The 22520-nt window shown below is 44.4% G+C and carries 22 protein-coding genes; 7 read left to right on the forward strand and 15 right to left on the reverse strand.

Translation table 11 applies throughout. The annotated features are described in order from the left end of the window. The first annotated feature begins 280 nt into the window (after window positions 1–280). A complete protein-coding gene (locus tag R7O12_RS00410; protein ID WP_042521395.1) occupies window positions 281–2827 on the forward strand; it encodes an Ig-like domain-containing protein in 2547 nt (848 codons plus the stop codon). Between the two features lie 136 nt (window positions 2828–2963). On the opposite strand, the gene R7O12_RS00415 is transcribed toward R7O12_RS00410, so the two are convergent. Then, a complete protein-coding gene (locus tag R7O12_RS00415) occupies window positions 2964–3707 on the reverse strand; it encodes a YggN family protein (protein ID WP_172563512.1) in 744 nt (247 codons plus the stop codon). A gap of 61 nt (window positions 3708–3768) precedes the next feature. Beyond that, window positions 3769–4248: a GreA/GreB family elongation factor gene (locus tag R7O12_RS00420; protein WP_318125536.1), complete on the reverse strand. Its 480-nt coding sequence runs from the start codon at window positions 4246–4248 to the stop codon at window positions 3769–3771. Window positions 4249–4324: 76 nt separating this feature from the next. On the opposite strand from R7O12_RS00420, the gene R7O12_RS00425 reads away from it, so the two are divergent. After that, a complete protein-coding gene (locus R7O12_RS00425) occupies window positions 4325–6250 on the forward strand; it encodes a RecQ family ATP-dependent DNA helicase (RefSeq protein ID WP_318125539.1) in 1926 nt (641 codons plus the stop codon). Here R7O12_RS00425 and dinB read toward each other — a convergent pair. Beyond that, window positions 6247–7311 (reverse strand): DNA polymerase IV, encoded by a 1065-nt coding sequence (gene dinB, locus R7O12_RS00430; protein ID WP_025768236.1) that lies wholly within the window; start codon window positions 7309–7311, stop codon window positions 6247–6249. The genes R7O12_RS00425 and dinB overlap by 4 nt on opposite strands. A gap of 76 nt (window positions 7312–7387) precedes the next feature. Beyond that, window positions 7388–7621, reverse strand: coding sequence for a DUF2789 domain-containing protein (locus R7O12_RS00435; protein ID WP_005380277.1), 234 nt, complete (start codon window positions 7619–7621; stop codon window positions 7388–7390). A 187-nt stretch (window positions 7622–7808) separates the two neighbouring features. On the opposite strand from R7O12_RS00435, the gene R7O12_RS00440 reads away from it, so the two are divergent. Then, complete coding sequence (locus R7O12_RS00440; protein ID WP_005380276.1) at window positions 7809–9026, forward strand: response regulator; 1218 nt, start codon at window positions 7809–7811, stop codon at window positions 9024–9026. A 158-nt stretch (window positions 9027–9184) separates the two neighbouring features. Here the strand turns inward: R7O12_RS00440 and nqrM are convergent, their stop codons facing one another. From nqrM to bolA, 9 genes are all read right to left on the reverse strand, one after another. Beyond that, window positions 9185–9418, reverse strand: a complete 234-nt coding sequence (gene nqrM / locus R7O12_RS00445; protein ID WP_005380273.1) for a (Na+)-NQR maturation NqrM — start codon at window positions 9416–9418, stop codon at window positions 9185–9187. Window positions 9419–9440: 22 nt separating this feature from the next. Beyond that, window positions 9441–10445 carry an FAD:protein FMN transferase gene (locus tag R7O12_RS00450; RefSeq protein WP_115386255.1) on the reverse strand — a complete coding sequence of 335 codons (1005 nt, stop codon included), beginning with the start codon at window positions 10443–10445 and terminating at the stop codon, window positions 9441–9443. Window positions 10446–10600: 155 nt separating this feature from the next. After that, window positions 10601–11824 carry an NADH:ubiquinone reductase (Na(+)-transporting) subunit F gene (gene nqrF / locus R7O12_RS00455; RefSeq protein ID WP_005380271.1) on the reverse strand — a complete coding sequence of 408 codons (1224 nt, stop codon included), beginning with the start codon at window positions 11822–11824 and terminating at the stop codon, window positions 10601–10603. Between the two features lie 33 nt (window positions 11825–11857). After that, window positions 11858–12454 carry an NADH:ubiquinone reductase (Na(+)-transporting) subunit E gene (nqrE, locus tag R7O12_RS00460; protein ID WP_005380270.1) on the reverse strand — a complete coding sequence of 199 codons (597 nt, stop codon included), beginning with the start codon at window positions 12452–12454 and terminating at the stop codon, window positions 11858–11860. Window positions 12455–12461: 7 nt separating this feature from the next. Beyond that, window positions 12462–13094, reverse strand: coding sequence for an NADH:ubiquinone reductase (Na(+)-transporting) subunit D (locus R7O12_RS00465; RefSeq protein WP_005380269.1), 633 nt, complete (start codon window positions 13092–13094; stop codon window positions 12462–12464). After that, window positions 13094–13864, reverse strand: coding sequence for a Na(+)-translocating NADH-quinone reductase subunit C (locus R7O12_RS00470; RefSeq protein WP_005380267.1), 771 nt, complete (start codon window positions 13862–13864; stop codon window positions 13094–13096). The genes R7O12_RS00465 and R7O12_RS00470 overlap by 1 nt, the downstream gene beginning before the upstream one ends. Beyond that, window positions 13854–15098 carry an NADH:ubiquinone reductase (Na(+)-transporting) subunit B gene (locus R7O12_RS00475; RefSeq protein ID WP_005380265.1) on the reverse strand — a complete coding sequence of 415 codons (1245 nt, stop codon included), beginning with the start codon at window positions 15096–15098 and terminating at the stop codon, window positions 13854–13856. The genes R7O12_RS00470 and R7O12_RS00475 overlap by 11 nt, the downstream gene beginning before the upstream one ends. A 5-nt stretch (window positions 15099–15103) precedes the next feature. Continuing rightward, window positions 15104–16444 (reverse strand): Na(+)-translocating NADH-quinone reductase subunit A, encoded by a 1341-nt coding sequence (locus tag R7O12_RS00480; RefSeq protein ID WP_005380264.1) that lies wholly within the window; start codon window positions 16442–16444, stop codon window positions 15104–15106. A 474-nt stretch (window positions 16445–16918) separates the two neighbouring features. Continuing rightward, on the reverse strand, window positions 16919–17227 hold the full coding sequence (gene bolA / locus R7O12_RS00485) for a transcriptional regulator BolA (RefSeq protein ID WP_005380262.1): 309 nt from the start codon (window positions 17225–17227) through the stop codon (window positions 16919–16921). 243 nt (window positions 17228–17470) lie between these two features. On the opposite strand from bolA, the gene R7O12_RS00490 reads away from it, so the two are divergent. The 4 genes from R7O12_RS00490 (at window position 17471) to R7O12_RS00505 (ending at window position 21196) form a co-directional block, all read left to right on the forward strand. After that, complete coding sequence (locus R7O12_RS00490; protein ID WP_054728423.1) at window positions 17471–18625, forward strand: methyltransferase; 1155 nt, start codon at window positions 17471–17473, stop codon at window positions 18623–18625. Between the two features lie 32 nt (window positions 18626–18657). Then, window positions 18658–19227: a YajG family lipoprotein gene (locus R7O12_RS00495; RefSeq protein ID WP_005380259.1), complete on the forward strand. Its 570-nt coding sequence runs from the start codon at window positions 18658–18660 to the stop codon at window positions 19225–19227. Further along, window positions 19227–19772, forward strand: coding sequence for a peptidylprolyl isomerase (locus R7O12_RS00500; RefSeq protein ID WP_318105095.1), 546 nt, complete (start codon window positions 19227–19229; stop codon window positions 19770–19772). Before R7O12_RS00495 ends, R7O12_RS00500 begins: the two co-directional genes overlap by 1 nt. A 71-nt stretch (window positions 19773–19843) precedes the next feature. Then, a complete protein-coding gene (locus R7O12_RS00505) occupies window positions 19844–21196 on the forward strand; it encodes an AmpG family muropeptide MFS transporter (protein WP_132936897.1) in 1353 nt (450 codons plus the stop codon). A gap of 63 nt (window positions 21197–21259) precedes the next feature. Here the strand turns inward: R7O12_RS00505 and R7O12_RS00510 are convergent, their stop codons facing one another. Further along, window positions 21260–21919 carry a ChrR family anti-sigma-E factor gene (locus R7O12_RS00510; protein ID WP_005380256.1) on the reverse strand — a complete coding sequence of 220 codons (660 nt, stop codon included), beginning with the start codon at window positions 21917–21919 and terminating at the stop codon, window positions 21260–21262. Next, window positions 21916–22500 (reverse strand): RNA polymerase sigma factor, encoded by a 585-nt coding sequence (locus R7O12_RS00515; protein ID WP_017636022.1) that lies wholly within the window; start codon window positions 22498–22500, stop codon window positions 21916–21918. Before R7O12_RS00515 ends, R7O12_RS00510 begins: the two co-directional genes overlap by 4 nt. Between the last annotated feature and the right edge of the window lie 20 nt (window positions 22501–22520).

Below are 22520 nucleotides of genomic sequence, written 5' to 3' on the forward strand. Positions count from 1 at the left end.
AATAATTTATAGTCATTCAGCTTGTAAATTTTAACGTACATCTCATATTCATCGCTCAAAAGCCTCGTGACTGTTGCTCGTTTTACGTGGCTGAATTTTACCAATCCTTCTGCCGTGAAGTGAGCCGAAAAATAATGAGCTCTGGTGTAAGGGACGAACTGTTCCTCGTGATACTGTGTCGAAAAGCAGAATATTGTGCTTCGCTTTTTCCCCCTAATGTCTATTTATCAGCTAGTTATTACTCTGTTCTCATTTATACCCATGATTCAAGGAGAGGAAAATGAAGGTCACCCTACTTCACGGAGCGATGGTTGTAGCACTCAGCGCCAGCTACCAAGCTCAAGCCTATAACTGTCAAAGTCTACCCGACTGGGACAGCACTGCGACTTATACATCGGGCGCTTTAGTAAAAACGCAAGGAGCCGCTTATGAGGCTGCATATTGGACGCAAGGCAATGATCCCGTGACCAACTCAGGATCTTGGGAAGCATGGAAAGCGTTAGGGCAATGTGATGGTGGAAGCAACAATTTATCACCAACGGTGTCGTTCTCCTCTCCAATAAACAACGCACAAATTCCCGAAGGCAGTGCGATCACTTTGTTAGCCAACGCGGCAGACGAAGATGGCCAAATCACACAAGTTGAGTTTGTCGCAGGCAACCAAACGGTTGCTGTGGTAACTCAAGCACCATTCGAAGCTTCTTGGACAGCTATTGAAGGGATCTCGCAATTGACCGCAATTGCGACCGATAATGAGGGAGCTGTTAGCACCACGACGATTTCTATCCAAGTTCAACCACAAGTCGAATTACCACCACCAAGCATTTCATTGACCAGCCCAGTAGGCACAGAAGTGCTTAATGCAGGTGATAGCCTAACCGTAGCCGCTCAAGCTGACGATATTGATGGTGTGGTCACACAAGTTGAGTTCTTCGTAAACAATCAATCTGTCGCCATTGATACTAGTGCACCTTACGAATATCAATGGACCGCGAGTTCAGGTACATACTCGTTCAAAGCACAAGCGACTGATGATACAAACCTCGCAACGATGAGCCAAGAAGTAGCGCTGGTTATTAGTAATTCAGAAACCGGAACGGGCGGATGTGCAGATGCAGTACCTTATGTGGCAGGCACAAGTTATCAAGCTGGCGACCTGGTTTCTCACTTCAACCAAAAATATCGTTGTGATGTTGCTGGTTGGTGCTCCTCGGATGCGACATGGGCTTACGAGCCTGGTGAAGGGCTATACTGGCAAGATGCTTGGAGTGGCCTAGGTGCTTGTTCGACACCACCGCAAGTTACCATTACGGCACCAACGGATGGACAAGTCGTGCTCGCTGGCAGCAATAACGAAATCACGGCAAACGCAAGCGATGCTGATGGCACAGTCACGCAAGTTGAGTTTTTTGCGAACAACACCAGCTTAGGGGTCACCACTCAAGCGCCATATTCCGTTACTTGGAACGCCACACTTATTGGCGCTAACCAGCTTAAAGCCGTCGCAACCGATAATGATAACAACACGTCAGAGTCCCTGGTTGGTGTGGAAGTCAGCGATAAAGATTTGGTCGTCTCTCTGACTTCACCAAGCAGCGGTCAGACCACCGGATTAGGCAAAAGCCTCGCATTAAGCGCCGATGCAACGTCTTTAACTTCAGGCATTAAACACGTTGATTTCATGATCAACGGCTCTATTGTTGCAACCGATACCACGGCACCTTACACAGCCAACTGGACACCAACTGCACTTGGTAACTTTACAGTTAGCGCCCAAGCTGTGGATTTGTCAGGAAGCAATGCATTGTCTGACGCCGCAGCAATAACGGTGGTTGAGCAAGTAGATAAACGCCATAAACTCATCGGTTACTGGCACAATTTTGTAAATGGAGCGGGCTGTCCAATTCGTCTAGCAGATATGGCAGATGCTTGGGATGTGATTGATATTGCCTTTGCTGAAAATGATCGCAACAGTGATGGCACCGTGCACTTTAATCTATATTCAGGCGATATTTACAGCGATTGTCCAGCACTCGATCCAACACAATTCAAGCAGGACATGGCAGCGCTTCAAGCTAAAGGTAAGAAGTTTGTTCTCTCTCTTGGCGGCGCAGAAGGCACGATTACGCTGAATACCGACCAAGATGAAGCCAACTTTGTCTCTAGCCTAACAGGTCTTATCGCTGAGTGGGGCTTTGATGGTCTAGATGTGGATTTAGAGAGTGGTTCTAACTTAGTTCATGGCTCGCAAATTCAAGCTCGCCTTGGTCGTGCTTTGCTTCAAATAGAGCAAAACATGGGTGGCGATATGTACCTAACCATGGCGCCTGAGCACCCTTATGTTCAAGGTGGTTATGTGGCTTACAGCGGTATTTGGGGGGCGTACATCCCTGTGATTAACGAGACACGCAGCACGCTCGACTTGCTTCACGTCCAGTTATATAACAACGGCGGTTTGCCAAACCCATACCTGCCAGGCAGTGCACCAGAAGGCTCTGTGGATATGATGGTAGCGCAATCTAAAATGCTTATCGAAGGTTTTGAGTTGGCCGACGGCACTCAATTTGCACCATTGCGCGATGATCAAGTCGCAATCGGTTTACCTTCAGGTCCTAGCTCGGCAAATTCAGGGCAGGCTCCAACACAGAATATTATCAACGCACTAGATTGTTTAACCAAAGGCACTTCATGTGGCACCGTTAAACCAGCGTACCATTACCCGAATTATGCAGGGGTAATGACATGGTCTATCAACTGGGATCAGCATGATGGCTTTAACTTCTCAAAACCTGTCGGCGATAAACTCACCGAGATGAATACGCAATAAGCTATCAAAGAACAAGCGAGTAAAACGCAAATATCGTCTTGTTTCCATTACTTATTCAAGTATGTAAAAACGAAAAGAGAGCACAATCGTGCTCTCTTTCTTTATCTCATTGAGTTTTTTACTTTTTAATGAGTAATTAAATCGTAAATACTCGGTAATCTTTTAGCTCAGGGATTTTCTTCAACAGATCGTCTTCTTGTCCTGCCATGTCATCCAGCGAATCGCACAAGTCTTCTGCTTGTTGTTCTACCTCTTTCGAATGCTCAGCTAAACGCTCTTCTACTTTCGCGCTGAGTTCAGCCATACTCTCCGATAATGCAGTGAGGTTTATTCCCCCCTCTTCCTTCATTTTTTTCGATAAAGCATCCAACGAACTCGCTAAAAACTCTTTATTGAAGATCTCTTGTGCTTTTGCAAAGTCTTCAGTCCACCCTTGTGTCATGGACTCAAAACTTTCCGCTGGTAGAATGAAATCGCCATCTTTGTAGTAACGTGATTCAACATCAGCGAAAAAGTCCTGTACTGCGACTTTGACGTTATCAAACGCGCCAGGTGCGTCTAGGCTTTCCGCGACATCATCGATGATGTCATTTGCAAGCGCTAAACCATCACTCGCCAATTGCTTTGCTTGTGGAATATACGCGTTCATTTTTTCGCGATAGTCTTCAATTGCCGCTTTCTGGTCAGAATTGAGTTCAATTAGCTCACCTTTGATGAAGAGGTTGTTATCCTCATCCACGACGGCTTTATCACCTGTCGTTTGGCGAATTTCCAAGCTTTGCCCATCCATACGGACTTCATTATTGATGTCCACACGACACTGCGCTGCATAACCAGTAGCACTGACCATCAGCAATGAGAGTGTAAAAAGCTTTTTCATGTCATTCTCTTTTATTTAACATTACTCGTGTTAAACATAACACTGAGTGATACATGAGATGTCAGCAAATCGTCACGACTTCGTAACAAGTTGTTTTATCTCCTATTTTTACGTCAACCTCATCACCTTCTTCTTTTCCGAACAACGCTCGACCAAGAGGAGATTTTGCTGTTAAGACAAAGACTTCCTGAGCCTGATATTGAACAGTCAAACCACCAGAGCAAGGGCCTACAAAGAAGTGCTTTTCAAGCAAATTCTCATCTGCGAGAACAACGTAAGCACCAACACCAACAGGCGCATTCTTAAAGTTACGAGTCACTAAAGAACGATATTGACGCAACTCCTCTTCACTATCTTGAATTCGCATGGCTTGTCCATGAGCAAGATACGCGGCTTCAAGTGCCAATGTATCGTACTTGTGCTCGGGAACAGTTTCTTCATCTGTGGCGGCATCAATAGCTCGCTGAGCCGATGAATGGGCAACTTGAAGTTTTTCTTCCAGATGTTGGATGATAATTTGGACTAAGTCAGCTTTGTTCATACTTTTAGGACGCGCGTTTAGTATTCGGGGTGTGTTAATGTAGCCAAGTTTACCATCAAAGAAAGGTTTCCCTATTATGCAAAGTGACTCGCTGCATCAAACACTTCAATCTGTATTTGGTTTTGACTCATTACGCCAAGGTCAGCAACCCGTTATTGAAGCCGTTATGAATGGTTACTCTGCTGCGGCAATCTTTCCTACAGGCTCGGGGAAGTCACTCTGTTATCAACTACCTGCAACCATATTACCCAACCTTACGTTGGTGATCTCTCCGTTGTTGGCGTTAATGAAGGATCAACTGAGCTTTTTACAAAGTAAAGGAATCGTGGCCGCTTCTATCGATAGCAGTCAAAGTAGAGAAGAAGCACAACAGGTCATGGCTGGCGTGAAGAATGGACAAATCAAAATCTTGATGATTTCTGTTGAGCGACTAAAAAATGAGCGTTTTCGTGAATTCATTCGCCAAGTACCGATTTCTTTGATGGTCATTGATGAAGCGCACTGTATTTCCGAATGGGGGCATAACTTTCGTCCAGATTATCTCAAACTACCGCAATATCAACGTGAACTGAACATCCCACAGTCTTTACTTCTCACCGCAACGGCAACGCCTGCAGTTATTGAAGACATGCAAAAAAAGTTCGATATTTCCAGTGAACATATTACCGTTACAGGCTTCTACCGCTCTAATCTGGATATCTCGGTGATCCCGTGTGAGGAAACAAAGAAACAAGAACAGCTCAGTGAGATCATCGCCTCTTCACCTAAGCTTCCGACCATCGTATACGTGACGCAGCAGCAAACAGCAGAACGAGTAGCAAAGTCATTAATCCATATTGGCATTAACGCTCACGCATACCACGCTGGCATGAAAAGCGACGTTCGTGAAAAAATCCAACAGCAGTTCATGGATGGCCAAATTGACTGTATTGTTGCAACGATTGCATTTGGTATGGGGGTCGATAAATCTGATATTCGACGCGTCATTCACTTCGACTTACCCAAATCAATCGAGAACTACGCACAAGAGATTGGACGTGCAGGCAGGGACGGGCAACGCTCGGAGTGCATTCTGCTAGGCAATACGTCCGGCCTAACGGTGTTGGAGAATTTTGTCTATGGTGACACACCAGAATTTACGTCAATTAACTATGTAGTCGAGCAAGCGAAAGAACATGCTCCACAATGGGAGGTAGTGCCACTGCGTTTGTCGCGTGAAAGTAATATCCGCCAATTGCCACTCAAAACCTTGTTGGTTTATTTGGAGCTACATAACGTCATTGAAGCAAAGTACAGTTACTTTGCGGAATATCGGTTTAAGTTTTTGCACGATCAGCAATTTATTGTGAATCAATTTCAAGGCGAGCGACGTCAATTTGTGGAGGCTATTTTTTCCTGCTCACAAAAAGCCAAAGTGTGGTGCCAAGTTGATCTAGAAGCGCTATGGATGAACTATCAATCGGAACGCAGCCGAGTTGTCGCAGCGCTCGACTATTTTCACCAGAACGGCTGGATAGAACTAGAGAGCAAACAACTGACGGACGTGTACTCAGTTATGCCAACCAAACAGAGCTCGGATGTTTTAATCCAACAACTGTATGAACTGTTCCAATCCAAAGAAAGCAAAGATATCGAAAGAATCCACACCATGCTGCACTTGTTCCAGTCCGAGCACTGTTTGAGCTCACAATTGGCGAACTACTTTGCGGATCACGATGCACCAAAGCAATGTGGTCACTGCTCCGTGTGTCGTGGTCACGTCGCCACATTCACAGCACCAGAACCTGAAGATATTGAACAATCTCAAGTATCGATATGGGCGCGGGAGTTTATTCAGCTTTCCCCATCGGCCATCAGTAATGATGCCGTTGCTCGCTTCTTGTGCGGAATCAGCACTCCTTTGATTAGCCAGCTAAAAGCCTCAAAGCTAGCAGGTTATGGTGCAATGGCAAATGTAAGTTTTGAGCAGGTATTAACGCAGGTAGAAACGGTAAGGGCCTAAAAAAAGCTCAATTGACGCGCTTGGTCTTCGGGCTTGAGCATCACGTTCAAGCCTAAAAGGCGAATTTCCCGTCCATTTTGGCGTTTAAGAATATCTCTTAGCAAGATCTTGAAGTCCTCAAGCTCTAATTGCGGATGGATGTGCTCAATTGTTGTCAGTTGAAAGTCGGCAAATTTGACTTTAATACCTTGTTTAATAATCGACTTATCTGGGCTTGCACGCTCTAAACGTTTCTCGAGTTCAGGATAAAGTTTCTCCTCAATCACTTGCCAACATTCATCATAGGTTGCGATGTTCTGGCTGAATGTCCTTTCCACACCGACGGACTTTCTCTCGCGCTCAACAACGACTTCTCGATTATCAATTCCATGGCTTCGCTGCCATAAGGAGGCACCCTGACGACCAAACTGCCTCAACAACTCTCGATAGTCACTGTTTTTAATGTCCTCACATCGATAAAAACCGGCTTGGTGGAGCTTCTCAAGACTCACCTTCCCCACACCAGGAATGTTCTCTAGCGGAAGACTATCGATAACCTCTTGGACTTTCTCTGGCGGAATCACAAACTGACCGTTGGGCTTGTTCATGTCTGACGCGACCTTGGCAAGAAACTTTATCGGAGCAATGCCCGCCGATGCCGTCAACCCAAGTTCACTCCAGATATCGCGGCGAATTGACTCTGCGATCAACGTAGCGGAGCCACGGCAAGCTGTCGAGTCCGTGACATCGAGGTATGCTTCATCCAATGAGAGAGGTTCAATGATAGGCGTATAACGCTCAAAAATAGCACGAATCTGCTGAGAGACTTGCTTATATACATGCATTCTACCGGGCACAACCAACAAATGAGGACAGAGTTGCAGCGCGCGCGCCGTTGACATTGCACTGCGAACACCATATTTACGCGCATCATAATTACAGGTGCTAATCACTCCACGCTGCTTTTCATGTCCGCCAACAGCGAGTGCAATGCCACGGTAACTGGGGTTATCTCTCATCTCTACGGCAGCATAAAAACAATCCATATCGACATGAATAATTTTTCTAATTCGATCTGACATAGCCATCAAAGCACTGTTCAAAAAAACAGTATAAATCAAATCTACCTGAAGAGAAATGGGCGTGTTTAAGCGAACGTCAATCTCGAAGCATTACGTCCAATTGATCGACTAATTCGGCCCAATCTGCATCTTCTTCGATAGCTTGTTTTAGAAAGTTCGCCTGTGACATCGTCCAAAAGCTAGCTTCATGTAAAGGCGCAGAATCTCTTTTGTGTCGATGTTGATTAATAAAATCTTTCATTTCTTGAGGAGAGCTACCGAGGCCCAGTTGTTGAAATAGCTCAGCCATACCATGTTGATGCATTTCCATACTACTTTCTCCCTACGTTAGCTAAACATAATTATATAACTAAGACAGGAATAATGATGTGATGTTAACGGATGCGTGTCAAACATTTGAGTAGTTGTTCTACTTTTGGTTGACATGTGTTTTTTGATGGCGATAAGTTTAATTTTAGTTATCATTGATTTTAAACAATTAATTTTGGGGACTGCGCTTGAGTAATAAGATTCTGGTTGTTGAAGATAGTCGTGCATTTAAAAACTTTCTTTGCCAAACAATAAGCCAAGCTGGTTATGAGGTCATCGCAGCGGAAAGCTACGCGGAGGCAAAGAACTTGTTATCTTCAGCACAGGACCTCTTCTGTGCGGTTTTAGACTATTGTTTACCGGATGCTCAAGATGGCGAGATTATTGACCTCGTTTTGGAACATGGTCATCGTGTCATTGTTTTAACGGCTCGATTTCAAGAAGACACTCGCGAAAAGATGCTTGCAAAAGGTGTCCTCGACTATATTTTGAAAGACAGCATGGCGTCCGTTTCCTATCTATTACCACTCCTCAAGCGACTAACCAACAATCAACAACACAAATGTTTAGTCGTTGATGATTCACACACCGTAAGAAGACACATTGCCCAACTTTTGGAGCATCAATATATTCAGACGTTGGAAGCTGACAATGGGCAAAAAGCCCTAGAGCTTGTCGAGCAAAATCCAGATATCACTCTCGTTTTAACCGACCATGATATGCCCGTTAAAGATGGCATTACTATGGTGCGTGAATTACGTCGGAAGTGGGATAAAAATCAATTAGCCATTCTCGGCTTGTCGGGTAGTAACTCTAAGACCATGACGGCTAGGTTTCTAAAAGCAGGGGCCAATGACTTTTTATACAAGCCATTTAATCAAGAAGAATTTTTTTGCCGTATTCACCAACTGTTAGATATCAAAGACGCAACATCTGAACTGTTTAAAATGGCAAATCAAGATGCGCTAACGGGCTTATGGAACCGCCGCTTTCTGTTTGAGCAACCCCATGTAGAAAACGCTCAAAGAAACATCGCGATGCTTGATATCGATTTCTTTAAGCAAGTAAATGATACACACGGACATGAGGGCGGCGATGCAGTGTTAGTCATGATAGCGAATATTCTAAAAATCTATTTTCCAAATGATATTGTCGCTAGGCTTGGTGGCGAGGAGTTTTGTATTCAAGCCAGTGGCGACTATGACGGCTTTCTAACACGCTTAGAACAAATGAGACAGCGCATAGAAAAAACGCCAATAACTTATTTGGACAAAAACATTCTTGTGACCGCGAGTATTGGTGTAAGCAACATCGAGGGGGAGCTGGAACAACAAATAAAAGTGGCGGATGAGCGACTTTACATGGCCAAAGAGAACGGACGTAACCAAATCATTTCTTCGTCCTAATGACTATCAGTGTGGTCTTGCTCTGTAACATGAGAGAAAGAAACAACAAAACACGGTATTGGGCTCTTTCTCGGACATCTGAGCTTTGGTTAGCTGCCTAAAAATAAAGCTCAGCAGAACGCTGAGCTTTATCACTTTCTTAGTACGATTAACCAATACTAAGCAATTCTATCTTTTTCCCACGCCGCCAATTTCTCAGCACGCGCAGCCTCGCGCGCTTCACGTTTTTTACGCGCATCGCAGGGTTCTGGGCAATTACACACTTTTTCGATGCCAACTGCCCCTAAGCCACCACAGCTACCTTTCACGACTTTCTTTTGGAAAATGTATCCGACAGCCATTGCAGTGATTACCGCGACAAACACAGCAAAGGTAATTAGAAATGTATTCATAAAAACATGCTCACTTCTGTTGTTATTTCTTCATGAATGGCTTGTATGCTTCCGAAGCCAACTCTTTAAAACCATCTTCCGTTTTCACAATCATGAAAACAGGAATATTATTTTCGTTCGCAATTGCCATGCCTATGTCTTCACCTAGCACCATAAGACCAGTTGCAAGACCATCAGCAGTCATCGACGATTTATCTAATACCGTTACAGACACCACTTTATGATGAATTGGTTTGCCTGTTCGTGGATTAATAATATGAGAGTATCTCACACCATTACTCTCAAAGTAATTACGATAGTCACCACTTGTTGCAATTGCCATGTCGCCTGGTTCAATAATTTCTTGAATTGAACGTTCATCAACGGTCGGTTTTTCAATTGCGATACGCCAAGGCACACCTTCACGATTGACACCTTTGAGACGCATTTCACCGCCAACTTCAACCATAAAGTTCTGTACCCCTTCAGATTGAAGGTAGTCAGCAACCACGTCAACCCCCCAACCTTTCGCAATTGTCGATAGGTCGACGTACAAGTTAGGAAGATCTTTGGACAGTTTATTACCATCAACAGATAGGTGGTGAATACCGGTATTTGCTTTGCGAGCAGCGAGTTCTTCGTCGGTTGGAACTACATCTGGACGAGCTTCTGGACCAAACCCCCACAGGTTAACTAGAGGGCCGACCGTCACATCCAACGCGCCTAAAGTAAGACCGTTAAGACGAATTGCTTCTTTCACTACCGTTGCTGTTTGTGTCGAAACTGTAAATGGCTCGCTCGTTTGATGCTGGTTAAAACGACTTAACTCTGAGTCGTCACGATAGGTCGACATTTGGTCATTAACCTCTTCCAATAAGCGATCAATTTCTGTCTGCATCGCTTTTGGCGTTGGAATACCATCTTGCTCGATATACTTGATGTTGTAAGAAGTCCCCATGGTAGGGCCACTTAAATGAATTTGATCTGCAGGCTGCTCACAGCCAGCCAAAATCAATAGAGAAGCGAATGCAACAAGCCACTTTTTCACTTGTTAACTCCCAATGTTGTTGAATTGATATGGGAAATAGGACCAATCCTTTCAATCCGATTACCTATATCAACTGTTGAATATCAGTTTTATGTCTATAAAAAATAATGGCTAGCTCTTGGAGAGCTAGCCATAGATTCAATCACTTGGAGGAATTAACCACCGAAGTCATCTAGTAGGATGTTTTCATCCTCTACACCTAGATCTTTCAGCATGCCGATTACAGCAGCGTTCATCATAGGTGGACCACACATGTAGTATTCACAGTCTTCTGGCGCTTCGTGATCACGTAGGTAGTTCTCGTAAAGAACGTTGTGAATAAAGCCAGTGTAACCATCCCAGTTATCTTCTGGAAGTGGATCAGACAGTGCACAGTGCCATACGAAGTTGTCATTCTCAGCTTGTAGCATATCGAAGTCTTCTACGTAGAACATTTCACGCTTAGAACGTGCGCCGTACCAGAAAGACATCTTACGCTTAGAGTGCAGACGCTTAAGTTGGTCGAAGATGTGTGAGCGCATTGGAGCCATACCAGCACCACCACCAACGAATACCATTTCTGCATCTGTATCTTTCGCAAAGAACTCACCAAATGGACCAGAAATAGTACACTTGTCGCCTTCTTTTAGAGACCAGATGTACGAAGACATGATGCCTGGTGGTACGTCTGGGTTGTTCGGCGGCGGAGTTGCGATACGAACGTTAAGCATGATGATACCGTGCTCTTCTGGGTAGTTAGCCATAGAGTATGCACGAATGGTCTCTTCATTAACTTTAGACTCGTAACGGAAAAGGTTGAACTTCTCCCAGTCTTCACGGTATTCCTCAGGAATATCGTAGTCTGCGTATTTCACGTGGTGAGCAGGAGCTTCAATCTGGATGTAACCACCAGCACGGAAAGGTACTGATTCGCCATCTGGAATTTGCAGCTTAAGCTCTTTGATGAATGTCGCTTTGTTATCGTTAGAGATAACAGTACATTCCCACTTCTTAACGCCGAAGATTTCTTCAGGAAGCTCGATATCCATGTCAGTTTTCATTGCAACCTGACACGCTAGACGCTCACCTTCACGTGCTTCACCTTTAGTAATGTGGTCAAGCTCGGTAGGTAGGATGTCACCACCACCTGATTTAACTTTTACGCGACACTGACCACAAGAGCCACCGCCACCACAAGCAGAAGATACGAATACGCCAGCACCAGCTAACGCAGATAGTAGCTTACCACCTGGTTGTGTAACGATCGCCAGTGAAGGGTCATCGTTCACAGAAATTGTAATGTCACCTGTTGGTACAAGCTTAGACTTAGCGAAAAGAATCACTAGTACTAGCGCAAGTACGATCAGAGTAAACATCACTACACCAAGAATAATGTCCATTGACTATTCCTTAATTGTTGCGGTTTACCCGACTTACAGTTGAACACCAGAGAAAGACATGAAGCCTAACGCCATTAGACCTACAGTGATGAACGTGATGCCTAGACCACGTAGACCAGGAGGTACGTCTGAATACTTCATCTTCTCACGGATACCTGCAAGAGCAACGATTGCTAGCATCCAGCCCACACCAGAGCCGAAACCGTAAACGATCGATTCAGCAAAGTTGTAGTCACGTTGTACCATGAAAGATACACCACCGAAGATTGCACAGTTTACTGTGATCAGCGGTAGGAAGATGCCTAGCGCGTTGTACAAAGGTGGGAAGAAACGGTCTAGGACCATCTCTAGAATCTGTACAAGTGCTGCAATTACACCGATAAAGGTAATGAAGTTTAGGAAGCTAAGGTCCACGCCCTCAACTAACGCGTTCTCTCTCAGAACTAGGTTGTATACTAGGTTGTTCACAGGAACAGCGATAGTCAGAACTACCACAACTGCAACACCTAGGCCGAAAGAGGTCTTAACCTTCTTAGATACGGCAAGGAAAGTACACATACCTAGGAAGAAAGACAGAGCCATGTTTTCGATGAAAATCGATTTAACTAACAGACTAATGTAATGTTCCATGACGTCCTTACTCCTTCGCTTCTACTTGTTCTGGTTTCAGAATACGGATTACCCAGATAAGGAAGCCGATTAGGAAGAATGCTGATGGTGCTAGTAGCATTAGGCCGTTAGGCTGGTACCAACCACCGTTGCTCACTAGAGGTAGAACTTCTAGACCAAATAGTTTGCCTGAGCCAAATAGCTCACGGAAGAAACCTACAGTGATAAGAACGAAGCCGTAACCTAGACCGTTACCAATACCGTCAATAAGAGATGGTACTGGCGCAGACTTCATTGCGAATGCTTCAGCACGACCCATTACGATACAGTTAGTGATAATCAGACCAACGAATACAGATAGCTGTTTAGAGATATCGTATAGGTAAGCTTTTAGCACTTGGTCTACCACGATTACTAACGATGCGATGATTGCCATCTGAACGATGATACGCACACTGTTAGGAATGTGGTTACGGATCAATGAAACAGAGAAGTTAGACAACGCAGTTACAAATGTTACCGCTAGTGTCATTACAAAAGCTGTTTCTAGTTTAGTTGTTACTGCAAGAGCAGAACATACACCAAGAACTTGTAGCGCGATTGGGTTGTTATCCAATACTGGCGCTAGAATGCTCTTTTTAACGTTTTGTGCACTAGACATTAGTTAAGTTCTCCGTCACGAACTTTTGCTAGGAAAGGACCAAAGCCCATATCACCTAACCAGAAGTCAAATGTGTGTTGAACACCATTACTAGTGAGCGTCGCTCCTGATAGGCCATCAACACCGTGCTCAGAACCTTGCGGTGCGCCGCCTTTCACGACCTTAATCGCTGGCTGGTGATCTTCATTGTACAATTTCTTGCCAATGAATTGATCGCGCCATGAAGGGTTCTCTACTTCACCACCAAGTCCAGGAGTTTCACCTTGCTCGTAGTAAGTAATAGCAGACACAGTGTTACCATCAGTTTCAACGGCTACAAAGGCATACATCATCGACCATAGTCCTTTACCGTGCATAGGCAGGATAACTTTTTGGACTTCATCTTGATCTTTTACAAGGTACACTACTGCTGTATTCGCGCGACGACGGATATCAGCTACGTCTTCTTCTGGTGTCAATGCGATTGAACGTTCTGCATCTTTTGATGCTTCACGTTGATCGTACGTAGATGCATTACCCTCAGTAAAGTTACCTGTTTCAAGGTCTACTAGACGAGGTTCGATGTACTCAGCAAATAGCTCTGGTACTTTCTTACCGTTTGCGTCAATGCCTGCAACTTCAACGATCTTTGATTGCTTATCTAGGACAGCGTTAGCTTTTTGCTTATCACGCAGACCTACTGCTGCTGTTGATACGATGATTGAACAAACAAGGCTCAACCCGATAACAACACCCAGCGTCTTTTTAATGCTGTCGTTATTACTTGCCATAGCGTGCTAGTCTCCGCTTGATGTTCTTCTCAATCACTACATGGTCGAACAGAGGTGCGAATAGGTTCGCGAATAGAATCGCCAGCATCATACCTTCTGGGTACGCTGGGTTAACTACACGGATCATCACACACATTGCACCAATCAGGATGCCGTACCACCATTTACCTTTGCTAGTAAATGACGCTGATACTGGGTCCGTTGCCATGAAGAACATACCGAATGCAAAACCACCTAGAACTAGGTGCCAGTGCCATGGCATATTAAACATTGGATTAGTGTCAGAACCGATCACGTTAAACAGAGTCGATACTGCGATCATACCGATCATTACACCCGCAATGATGCGCCATGAAGCGATTCGCATGTAAACGATCATCGCTGCACCGATCATTAGAGCTAGAGTCGATACTTCACCAATTGAACCAGGGATGTTACCGATGAACGCATCCATCCAAGTGATAGGAGCGCCAGTTACTGTGTTAACTAGAGCACCGTTACCACCTTGAGCCCATTGGCTAAGAGCAGTTGCACCAGAGAAGCCGTCAGCTGCAGTCCATACTACGTCACCCGAAATTTGCGCTGGGTAAGCGAAGAATAGAAATGCACGACCTGCAAGTGCAGGGTTAAGGAAGTTACGACCTGTACCACCGAAGATCTCTTTTGCTACAACAACACCAAATGTGATACCTAGCGCCGCTTGCCATAGAGGTAGCGTTGGTGGAACGATAAGTGCGAATAAGATAGAAGTTACAAAGAAACCTTCGTTAACTTCGTGCTTACGCACCATACAGAACAACACTTCCCAGAAACCACCAACAATAAATACTGTTGCGTAGATTGGCAGGAAGTAAGTCGCACCTAGTAGCATCTTACTGCCAACACCCGCTTCCGCACCAATAGTGCCGCCAAGCATTTCTGTTAGCCAGTAGTGCCAGTTACCTGCGATAACTGTCGCTAGTTGGTCACCAGCGTACATGTGGTTAAGTGCTGCAATAGCTTGGCCACCTGCGTTGTACATACCCCAGAACATTGCTGGGAATACCGCAAACCAAACCATGATCATGATACGTTTTAGGTCAACGCTATCACGAACGTGCGAGCTTTTATTTGTTACGATACCTGGCGTGTAAAAAACTGTTGCTACAGCTTCGTACAGGGCAAACCATTTTTCGTGTTTGCCACCAGGCTCAAAATGATGCTCGATGTCTTCAAGAAACTTTTTAAGAGCCATGAAAATTACCCTTCCTTCTCGATAGTATCTAGGCATTCACGGAGTAACGTACCGTACTCGTACTTACCTGGACATACAAAGGTACACAATGCTAGATCTTCTTCATCCAGTTCAAGCGCACCCAGTGCTTGAGCACTGTCTGTGTCGCCGGCACATAGATCACGAAGCAGCAAAGTAGGCTCCATATCTAGAGGCATTACGCGTTCGTAGTTGCCAATTGGAACCATTGAACGATCACTACCATTGGTCGTCGTTGTCATATTGAACAACTGACCTTTGAATACGTGACCAAGGAAAGAGCGAGTTACCGAGAACTTATTCTTACCAGGCATTGCCCAGCCAAATAGTTCTTTTTCACGGCCTTCACGTAATACAGAAACCTGTTGATGGTAACGGCCAAGGTATGCGTGTGGACCAGTTGCATGTGTACCTGTTAGTACTGAACCAGAGATCACACGAACTTCGCCAGGCATCAGCTCGTTATCTGTTAGGTCATCTAAGCTTGCACCCATTACGGTACGAACTAGACGAGGGTTATTCACAACTGGGCCAGCTAGAGACACAACACGATCTGTGCATAGCTCACCAGTTAGGAACAGCTTACCGAACGCGATAACGTCTTGGTAGTTGATGCTCCATGCCACATTCTCTGCATTTACTGGGTATAGGAAATGCATGTGGGTGCCAGCAAGACCTGCTGGGTGAGGGCCATCGAAGACGTGTTCTTCTACGTTAGACTGTGAAGAGCGTGGCAAGCTAGTGCCAGATTTACATACGTAAACCTTGCCTTCTGTCAGGGCTGAAAGAATGTCTAGACCAGCAATGAATGCTTCTTGTTGCTCATTAATGATCAACTCAGGCTTAGCTGCTAGTGGATTAGTATCCATTGCAGTTACGAAAATAGCCTTAGTAGAAGACTCGATTGCAGGAACCTTGCTAAACGGACGAGTACGTAAAGCGGTCCATAAGCCAGAGTCAACCAACTGAGTCTTGATCACTTCACGATCTAGACCTGAAAGTTGAGCGGCTTCGAACTTATCAAATGTCACCTGCTCTTCACCTGCCACTTCAATCACTACAGATTGAAGGACACGTTTAGCGCCACGGTTAACTTCGATCACTTTACCGGCTGCTGGTGCAGTAAATTTCACGCCTGGGTTCTTTTTATCTTCAAAAAGAACTTGCGCTTTTTTCACTTCATCACCAACGCGGACATGCATGGTAGGTCGCATGCCAACGTACTCTTCGCCAAGCAAGGCGACTTTTTTGATGGTCTTACCATCATTAATCACCTGGGATGGAGTTCCTGCGATAGGAAGATCCAAGCCCTTCTTTATTGTAATCATACGCACTTGCACTACTTTTATCGGGAAAAAGATTCTTTTGATTGCGTAACTTTTAGACACGACATCAGTGTCCGGTTTTGATGTTGTTTTAAACATCAAAATCGCAACATCCTATTAAAAATCTCGTCACAAGGAATACGCGAGATTTATCAGGTGCCGTAGTCTAGCATTTTTTAGGAACTTGATGCCATGATCAATCATTAGAATAGAGGGGTTATTTCGGTAGAATCAGGTCTAAAAGGTCAAAGAATAGTCATAACTTTGACCCATCGCACAAATGCCATATTCCATACATATCTTATGGAAAAGTGATATTCATCGCCTGAAATATTCTGCAATTTCCATTCATTTGTTGAAACACTGTTAACACATTTTTTAACCAGAATTTGTGCCACGTTAACGTCCCTAAAGAATGTAAAACGAAAAAAGATGGCCTTAAGCCACCTTTTCTCTGCACCTTTATATCTTGCGTTTTTAGTGACCACCACCCATACACATCGGGCTATCAGGGGCGCCATCTTGTTCACGCTTCCACTCTTCATCAGTGTATGTATGAATAGCTAATGCATGAATGTGGTTGTCCAGTTCATCTGCCAAAATTTGATGAACTTGACGATGGCGCCCAATCAAACGCTGTCCCGCGAACGAATCACTCACAACAATCACTTTGAAATGACTCTCTGAGCCTGGTGGCACATTATGCATGTAGCTCTCATTAATGACTTTGAGATAGCTGGGTTGCAGCTCACTGTGTAGTTTCTTCTCTATGATTTCTTGGATCATATTCGTTCCTCATTGATGCGAATTCCATAAGTATATACCTAAGTAAAGCAGACATGCATCACTCAAACGTCACTCTCATTATTGACGCACTTTGTAGACATATTGTCTCAAGGCGCTTGACTCCACGAACATGTCTAAAGAGCAGCCATCACTGAACTCGTAAAATTTGACAGCTTTTTGTATCTCGACACGTCATCATTTGCGACAATAACACTTAATTTCTAAATCAACTTACATTTAGCTATGAAAACCGAACTGAACCTTCACGAGCGAAGCTTAACACTTCATCGTTTCCCAAAACGTAGTAACGAAACGCTACAAGCGTGGGATGCCGGTGATGAGTATCTTATTAATCATGTTGAAGAGCTTGCTTTGCCAGACAATCAAAACATCCTCGTGATTAATGACAGCTTTGGTGCCCTCTCCTGCTGGTTTTCGGAAAAGCACCATGTAACGCTAATGAGTGATTCATTCATCTCACATAAAGGTGCACAGCAAAATCTCGAGCAAAACCAGTGCAATAAAGTAGCGTTTGCCACCACGATGGACCTCGTTCCTGCCAATATTGATCTCGTCTTGCTGCAACTGCCCAAAAGTAACCGCCATCTAGTGTGGATACTAAGCCAATTAAGAAAGGCGCTACCGGCTTCCTGCCCCGTCATTGCAGTCAATAAAGCGAAAGACATTCATACTTCGACGCTAAAACTGTTTGAAAAATACTTAGGCGAAACAAAAACATCTTTGGCCTGGAAAAAGCACAGATTGGTGTTTTCTCAAGCAACAGTTGAGCCTCCGATTGAAGTAATGCCTTTCACGACTTGGCGCGTTGATGGCGAAGATATCGAACTCAAGAACATGCCAAATGTCTATTCAGGAGAAAGTTTAGATTTAGGTGCACGCTTTATGCTGCAGCACCTGCCTCAAGACCCTTCGATAGACAATGTCATCGACCTCGGCTGCGGCAATGGTGTTCTGTCTGTTAAATTTGGTCAGTTGAATCCAAATGCTCGGCTAACATGTGTTGATGAAAGTTTTATGGCGCTTGAATCAGCAAAACAGAACCTACGCGACAACCTTGGTGAAAATAGAGACATACAGTGCATAGCGAACAATTGCTTGGACGGTTTTAAACACAGCAGCAGCTCTATGGTTATGTGTAATCCACCGTTTCATCAACAACAGGCAATCACCGATCATATTGCTTGGCAAATGTTCTGCGATGCTAAACAAGTATTAAGTGAAAATGGCCGTTTACTGGTTATCGGAAATCGTCACCTCGGGTACGACGCAAAACTCAAGCGTCTGTTTGGCGATAAAAATGTGAAACTTATCGCTTCCAACAATAAGTTTGTGATTTTACAGGCTACAAAAAATCCTGCTAAATTAAGCGCAATATAAGCTTTAGCAAAATAGTTAAAAGGAATAATAAAATGAGAAAATTGGTACTTGCGGCTTCGGTTGCGTTGCTTGCTGCGTGTTCAGCCCCTCAACAACCTCAGCTGAACCTGATGCCAGAAAGCACATTGAGCACCAATCCAATTGTTCAAGGCAAGACTTACAGTTTGACCAGCAAAGATGTACGTGCAGCGCAGTACGTGGCGTTGGTGGATAACGGCCGTTCGAACATTCTTCCTCTTCATGCTAAACAGAATTTACGTATTGCGTTAGAAGAAGCATTAGAGAAGCAATTCTCATCTCAAGGTTTCCATGCGGATCTAAACAGCAACAACGCGATTGAATTGAGCGTTCAAGAAGCGTTGGTCAACGTGAAGCATTCGGTGATGGAAAACGAGATGGATGCTAAAGTTGTGCTGGAAATCACAGCAGAGACACCTGAGGGCAAGCTAGTCAAAACTTATACAGGTACAGCAAAGCGATCTGGCACATTGAGTGCTTCTGATGCCGATATTGAAGAGACACTGAATGATGTAGTGACATTAACACTTAAAGAAATTGCCAATGATCCTGAGCTTCGTCAATACATGCAGGAGCGTTTCTAATGTTACGCAAAGCGATTCTGTCCTTAGCACTACTCAGCTGCAGCGTTTGGGCTGGACCAAAAGTAGCGTTTGAAACGACACTTGGTTCATTTACGGTTGAGTTAAACGAAGAGAAAGCACCTATCACTGTCGCTAATTTTCTAAAATATGTAGAAGATGGGAGCTACGAGGGTACTATTTTTCATCGTATTATCCCAGGCTTCATGGCACAAGGTGGCGGCTTTAACCAAGATATGCAGATGGTGAAAACATACGCGCCAATCAAAAACGAAGGAAATAATGGTCTAAACAATGACCGTGCTACCATCGCCATGGCACGAACCAATGCACCAAACTCTGCAACTCGTCAGTTTTTCGTCAACTTAGTCGACAATGACTTTCTCAACTATGGCGCTCGACCACCAGGTTATGCTGTATTTGGTGAGGTTACTGAGGGGTTCTACGTTATCCAGAAAATGGCTCAGCAGCCGACCACGACGGTAGGCCGAATGCGTGATGTACCAGAGACGCAAATCGTCATCACCAAAGCTACACTACTTAAATAGCCAAAACGATAAGCCCTTTGAATAATCGAAGGGCTTTCTCTTTCAACGGCTTCATTTTATTGGATTGATTTATGTCTTCATTACCTTCCATCACTTGGTTGGAAACGGTAAAAAGTTACCTCGATAAACGACTCATGTGGGTTTTCATGCTGGGCTGCTCTAGCGGCTTTCCGTGGGTTCTTATCGGTTCAAACATGTCAGGTTGGCTAAAAGATGCCGGCTTGACCCTCTCCGCAATTGGCTATTTTGGTAGCGTTTTTGCGGTCTATGCGATCAACTTTCTGTGGGCACCTCTGGTTGACCGCGTGAAGCTGCCAGTCCTCTTTAGACTGCTGGGGCAAAGACGTAGCTGGATTTTCTTTTGTCAAAGTATCGTACTCGTCGCTACCCTATTTATTGCCGGTGTTAATCCAGCGGAAAACTTGGTGTTTGCGTCACTACTCGCCTTGTGCATTGCAACGGCTTCAGCGACACAAGACATCGCAATTGATGCTTTTCGTATTGATACTTTCCCAAAGTCAGAAGAGTCTAAACTGCCTCAAGCTTCTGCAATGGCGGTCATTGGCTGGTGGACAGGTTATTCACTACCGGGTTATTTAGCGTTTGTTAATGCTGACAGTGTCGGTTGGAATGGTGTGTACTACGGGATGGCGGTGATAGTCGGCATTCTAATGGTCTTTACGATTTTAGTCAGTGAACCGAAGACTCAACGCGAACAACTTCAGTCTGCCGCTGAACAACGCCACAAAGAAGTGGTTGGTTCAAAAGTCGTAGCTTGGTTTACCGTGACTGTTGTAGAACCTTTCCTTGATTTCTTTAATCGCAATGGCGTCCGTGTCGCGATTACTCTGTTGCTGTTCGTTTTCCTATTTAAAATTGGCGAAGCGTTTTTGGGCAGGATGTCGATCGCGTTCTATAAAGATATTGGTTTTAGCAATGAACAAATTGGCTATTACTCCAAACTGATCGGTTGGGGAGCCACCATCTTCTTTACTTTTGTCGGAAGCATGTTCAACGTTAGGTTTGGTATTGTACGTGGATTAATGATCGGCGGTATTGCTATGTCTGCCAGTAACTTGATGTTTGCTTGGATTGCTTCGGTAGGCCCAAACGAGCACTTGTACTTAGCCACGATTATTGTCGATAACTTTACGACTGCTTTCTCAACTGTCGCTTTTGTTTCATTTTTGACGATTCTAACCGGGCAAGCATTTTCGGCAACTCAGTATGCGTTGCTTGCCTCTCTAGGAAACTTCGGACGGACGACTCTTGCTTCTTTCAGTGGCGAGCTAGTGGATTATCTTAATGATTGGAGCACATTCTTCGTGCTTACCGCTGTCATGGTCGTGCCAAGCTTGATTATGTTGTACTCGCTACGACATTACTTTGATGCTCTATTGGAAAAAGCACGTCACAAACATTAACGAAACATATAAAAAACCACCGAATTCGGTGGTTTTTGTTTTGCGAGATATAAGATAAGAGGTCTATGGGTATAACCCTTTACCAAACATATTAAATATACGTGCCACGCCTTGAGTAAAGATCATCGGCTCAGTCAATACGGTTAAACACAAGCAGTCTTCTCCGGCCTTAGTGTAAGGGCTGTGCTTCACTGATGCGTCTCTAATCATCAAATCGCCTTCTTCATATTGGCCATCCTCGTCACTAAATCCACCATGTAGGATCAATGTAGACTCCAGGCCTTTGTGCGTATGTTGAGGAATTTGCACATCTTCCCCGATGTACATTAAGCTGACACGAGCGTCTTCCCCTAGGTCAATCTGAGCACTGAAAACCTTGCCTCCGTAACTTCTCCATGACCCTACGAGGTCAGAGAAACGCGCTAGAGTTTTAGGAAGAGCGAAACTTTTTCCTGCCACATTAACAGCAGCAGAGTCGCGGATCACGATATTATCAGTCGCTGGCTCCGCATTGATGATGTCATTAAACATGTCGTCAAATTCAGAAACATACTCAGAAGGTATGTCACTTACGATGTTCGCTTGACTTGCTTCGACTTGGTTCACATAAGCTCGGCACTTGGTGCATGTTTCTAAATGGGTTGCGACCACAAGACCAGAAACTGCATCAATGCTTCCCGAAGCGTATGCTTCTAACAAGCTGTTATCTGGGTGTTTGTTCATAGTTGCTCCGTATGCATTGAATGCCTTAGCTTTTCTACTGCAAGCCTCAGCCTGGATTTTACGGTACCGAGGGGTATATCAAATAATTCCGCGACCTGTTGATGAGGTAACTCTTCAAGATATACCGCTTGTAAAACATCTCTCTGGTTTTTCGGTAATATATCTAAAAACTTAACCACCTGTTCTTTCAACATATCTTGTTCTGGTGAATAGTGATCAACAAGATCAGGTGGATAATACTCTGACGGCCAAATGTCATCAGAATGAATGTGTAATTCCTTACCTTTCTGTTTTCTCAGCAGATCAAAACAAAGGTTTCGGATTATGGTATATATCCAAGTCGATAACGCGCTCTTTTCACCATCATAGAGGTGCGCTTTCTGCCAAACTGTCGCCATGGTCTCTTGCACCATCTCCATAGCAACTTGCTCATTACCAACATGTTTGTAAGCGAATTGCTTCAGCTTGGGTGCGTAAAAACGGAATACAAAAGCGAACGCATCTTTGTCTCGATCCTTCACTTTATCCATGTAATCGTTCCAATCACTGCGCCCCAGTTTTTTCGGGCTATCACTCATCATAATCGGCCTTAATTTGTGGG

This window comes from Vibrio sp. Vb1574, from assembly GCF_033338675.1.

Coding starts and splice junctions, on each gene's coding strand:
- R7O12_RS00410 (WP_042521395.1), top strand. CDS start 281: ATGAAGGTCACCCTACTTCACGGAGCGATGGTTGTAGCACTCAGCGCC.
- R7O12_RS00415 (WP_172563512.1), bottom strand. CDS start 3,707: ATGAAAAAGCTTTTTACACTCTCATTGCTGATGGTCAGTGCTACTGGT.
- R7O12_RS00420 (WP_318125536.1), bottom strand. CDS start 4,248: ATGAACAAAGCTGACTTAGTCCAAATTATCATCCAACATCTGGAAGAA.
- R7O12_RS00425 (WP_318125539.1), top strand. CDS start 4,325: ATGCAAAGTGACTCGCTGCATCAAACACTTCAATCTGTATTTGGTTTT.
- dinB (WP_025768236.1), bottom strand. CDS start 7,311: ATGTCAGATCGAATTAGAAAAATTATTCATGTCGATATGGATTGTTTT.
- R7O12_RS00435 (WP_005380277.1), bottom strand. CDS start 7,621: ATGGAAATGCATCAACATGGTATGGCTGAGCTATTTCAACAACTGGGC.
- nqrM (WP_005380273.1), bottom strand. CDS start 9,418: ATGAATACATTTCTAATTACCTTTGCTGTGTTTGTCGCGGTAATCACT.
- nqrF (WP_005380271.1), bottom strand. CDS start 11,824: ATGGACATTATTCTTGGTGTAGTGATGTTTACTCTGATCGTACTTGCG.
- nqrE (WP_005380270.1), bottom strand. CDS start 12,454: ATGGAACATTACATTAGTCTGTTAGTTAAATCGATTTTCATCGAAAAC.
- R7O12_RS00465 (WP_005380269.1), bottom strand. CDS start 13,094: ATGTCTAGTGCACAAAACGTTAAAAAGAGCATTCTAGCGCCAGTATTG.
- R7O12_RS00470 (WP_005380267.1), bottom strand. CDS start 13,864: ATGGCAAGTAATAACGACAGCATTAAAAAGACGCTGGGTGTTGTTATC.
- R7O12_RS00475 (WP_005380265.1), bottom strand. CDS start 15,098: ATGGCTCTTAAAAAGTTTCTTGAAGACATCGAGCATCATTTTGAGCCT.
- R7O12_RS00480 (WP_005380264.1), bottom strand. CDS start 16,444: ATGATTACAATAAAGAAGGGCTTGGATCTTCCTATCGCAGGAACTCCA.
- bolA (WP_005380262.1), bottom strand. CDS start 17,227: ATGATCCAAGAAATCATAGAGAAGAAACTACACAGTGAGCTGCAACCC.
- R7O12_RS00490 (WP_054728423.1), top strand. CDS start 17,471: ATGAAAACCGAACTGAACCTTCACGAGCGAAGCTTAACACTTCATCGT.
- R7O12_RS00495 (WP_005380259.1), top strand. CDS start 18,658: ATGAGAAAATTGGTACTTGCGGCTTCGGTTGCGTTGCTTGCTGCGTGT.
- R7O12_RS00500 (WP_318105095.1), top strand. CDS start 19,227: ATGTTACGCAAAGCGATTCTGTCCTTAGCACTACTCAGCTGCAGCGTT.
- R7O12_RS00505 (WP_132936897.1), top strand. CDS start 19,844: ATGTCTTCATTACCTTCCATCACTTGGTTGGAAACGGTAAAAAGTTAC.
- R7O12_RS00510 (WP_005380256.1), bottom strand. CDS start 21,919: ATGAACAAACACCCAGATAACAGCTTGTTAGAAGCATACGCTTCGGGA.
- R7O12_RS00515 (WP_017636022.1), bottom strand. CDS start 22,500: ATGATGAGTGATAGCCCGAAAAAACTGGGGCGCAGTGATTGGAACGAT.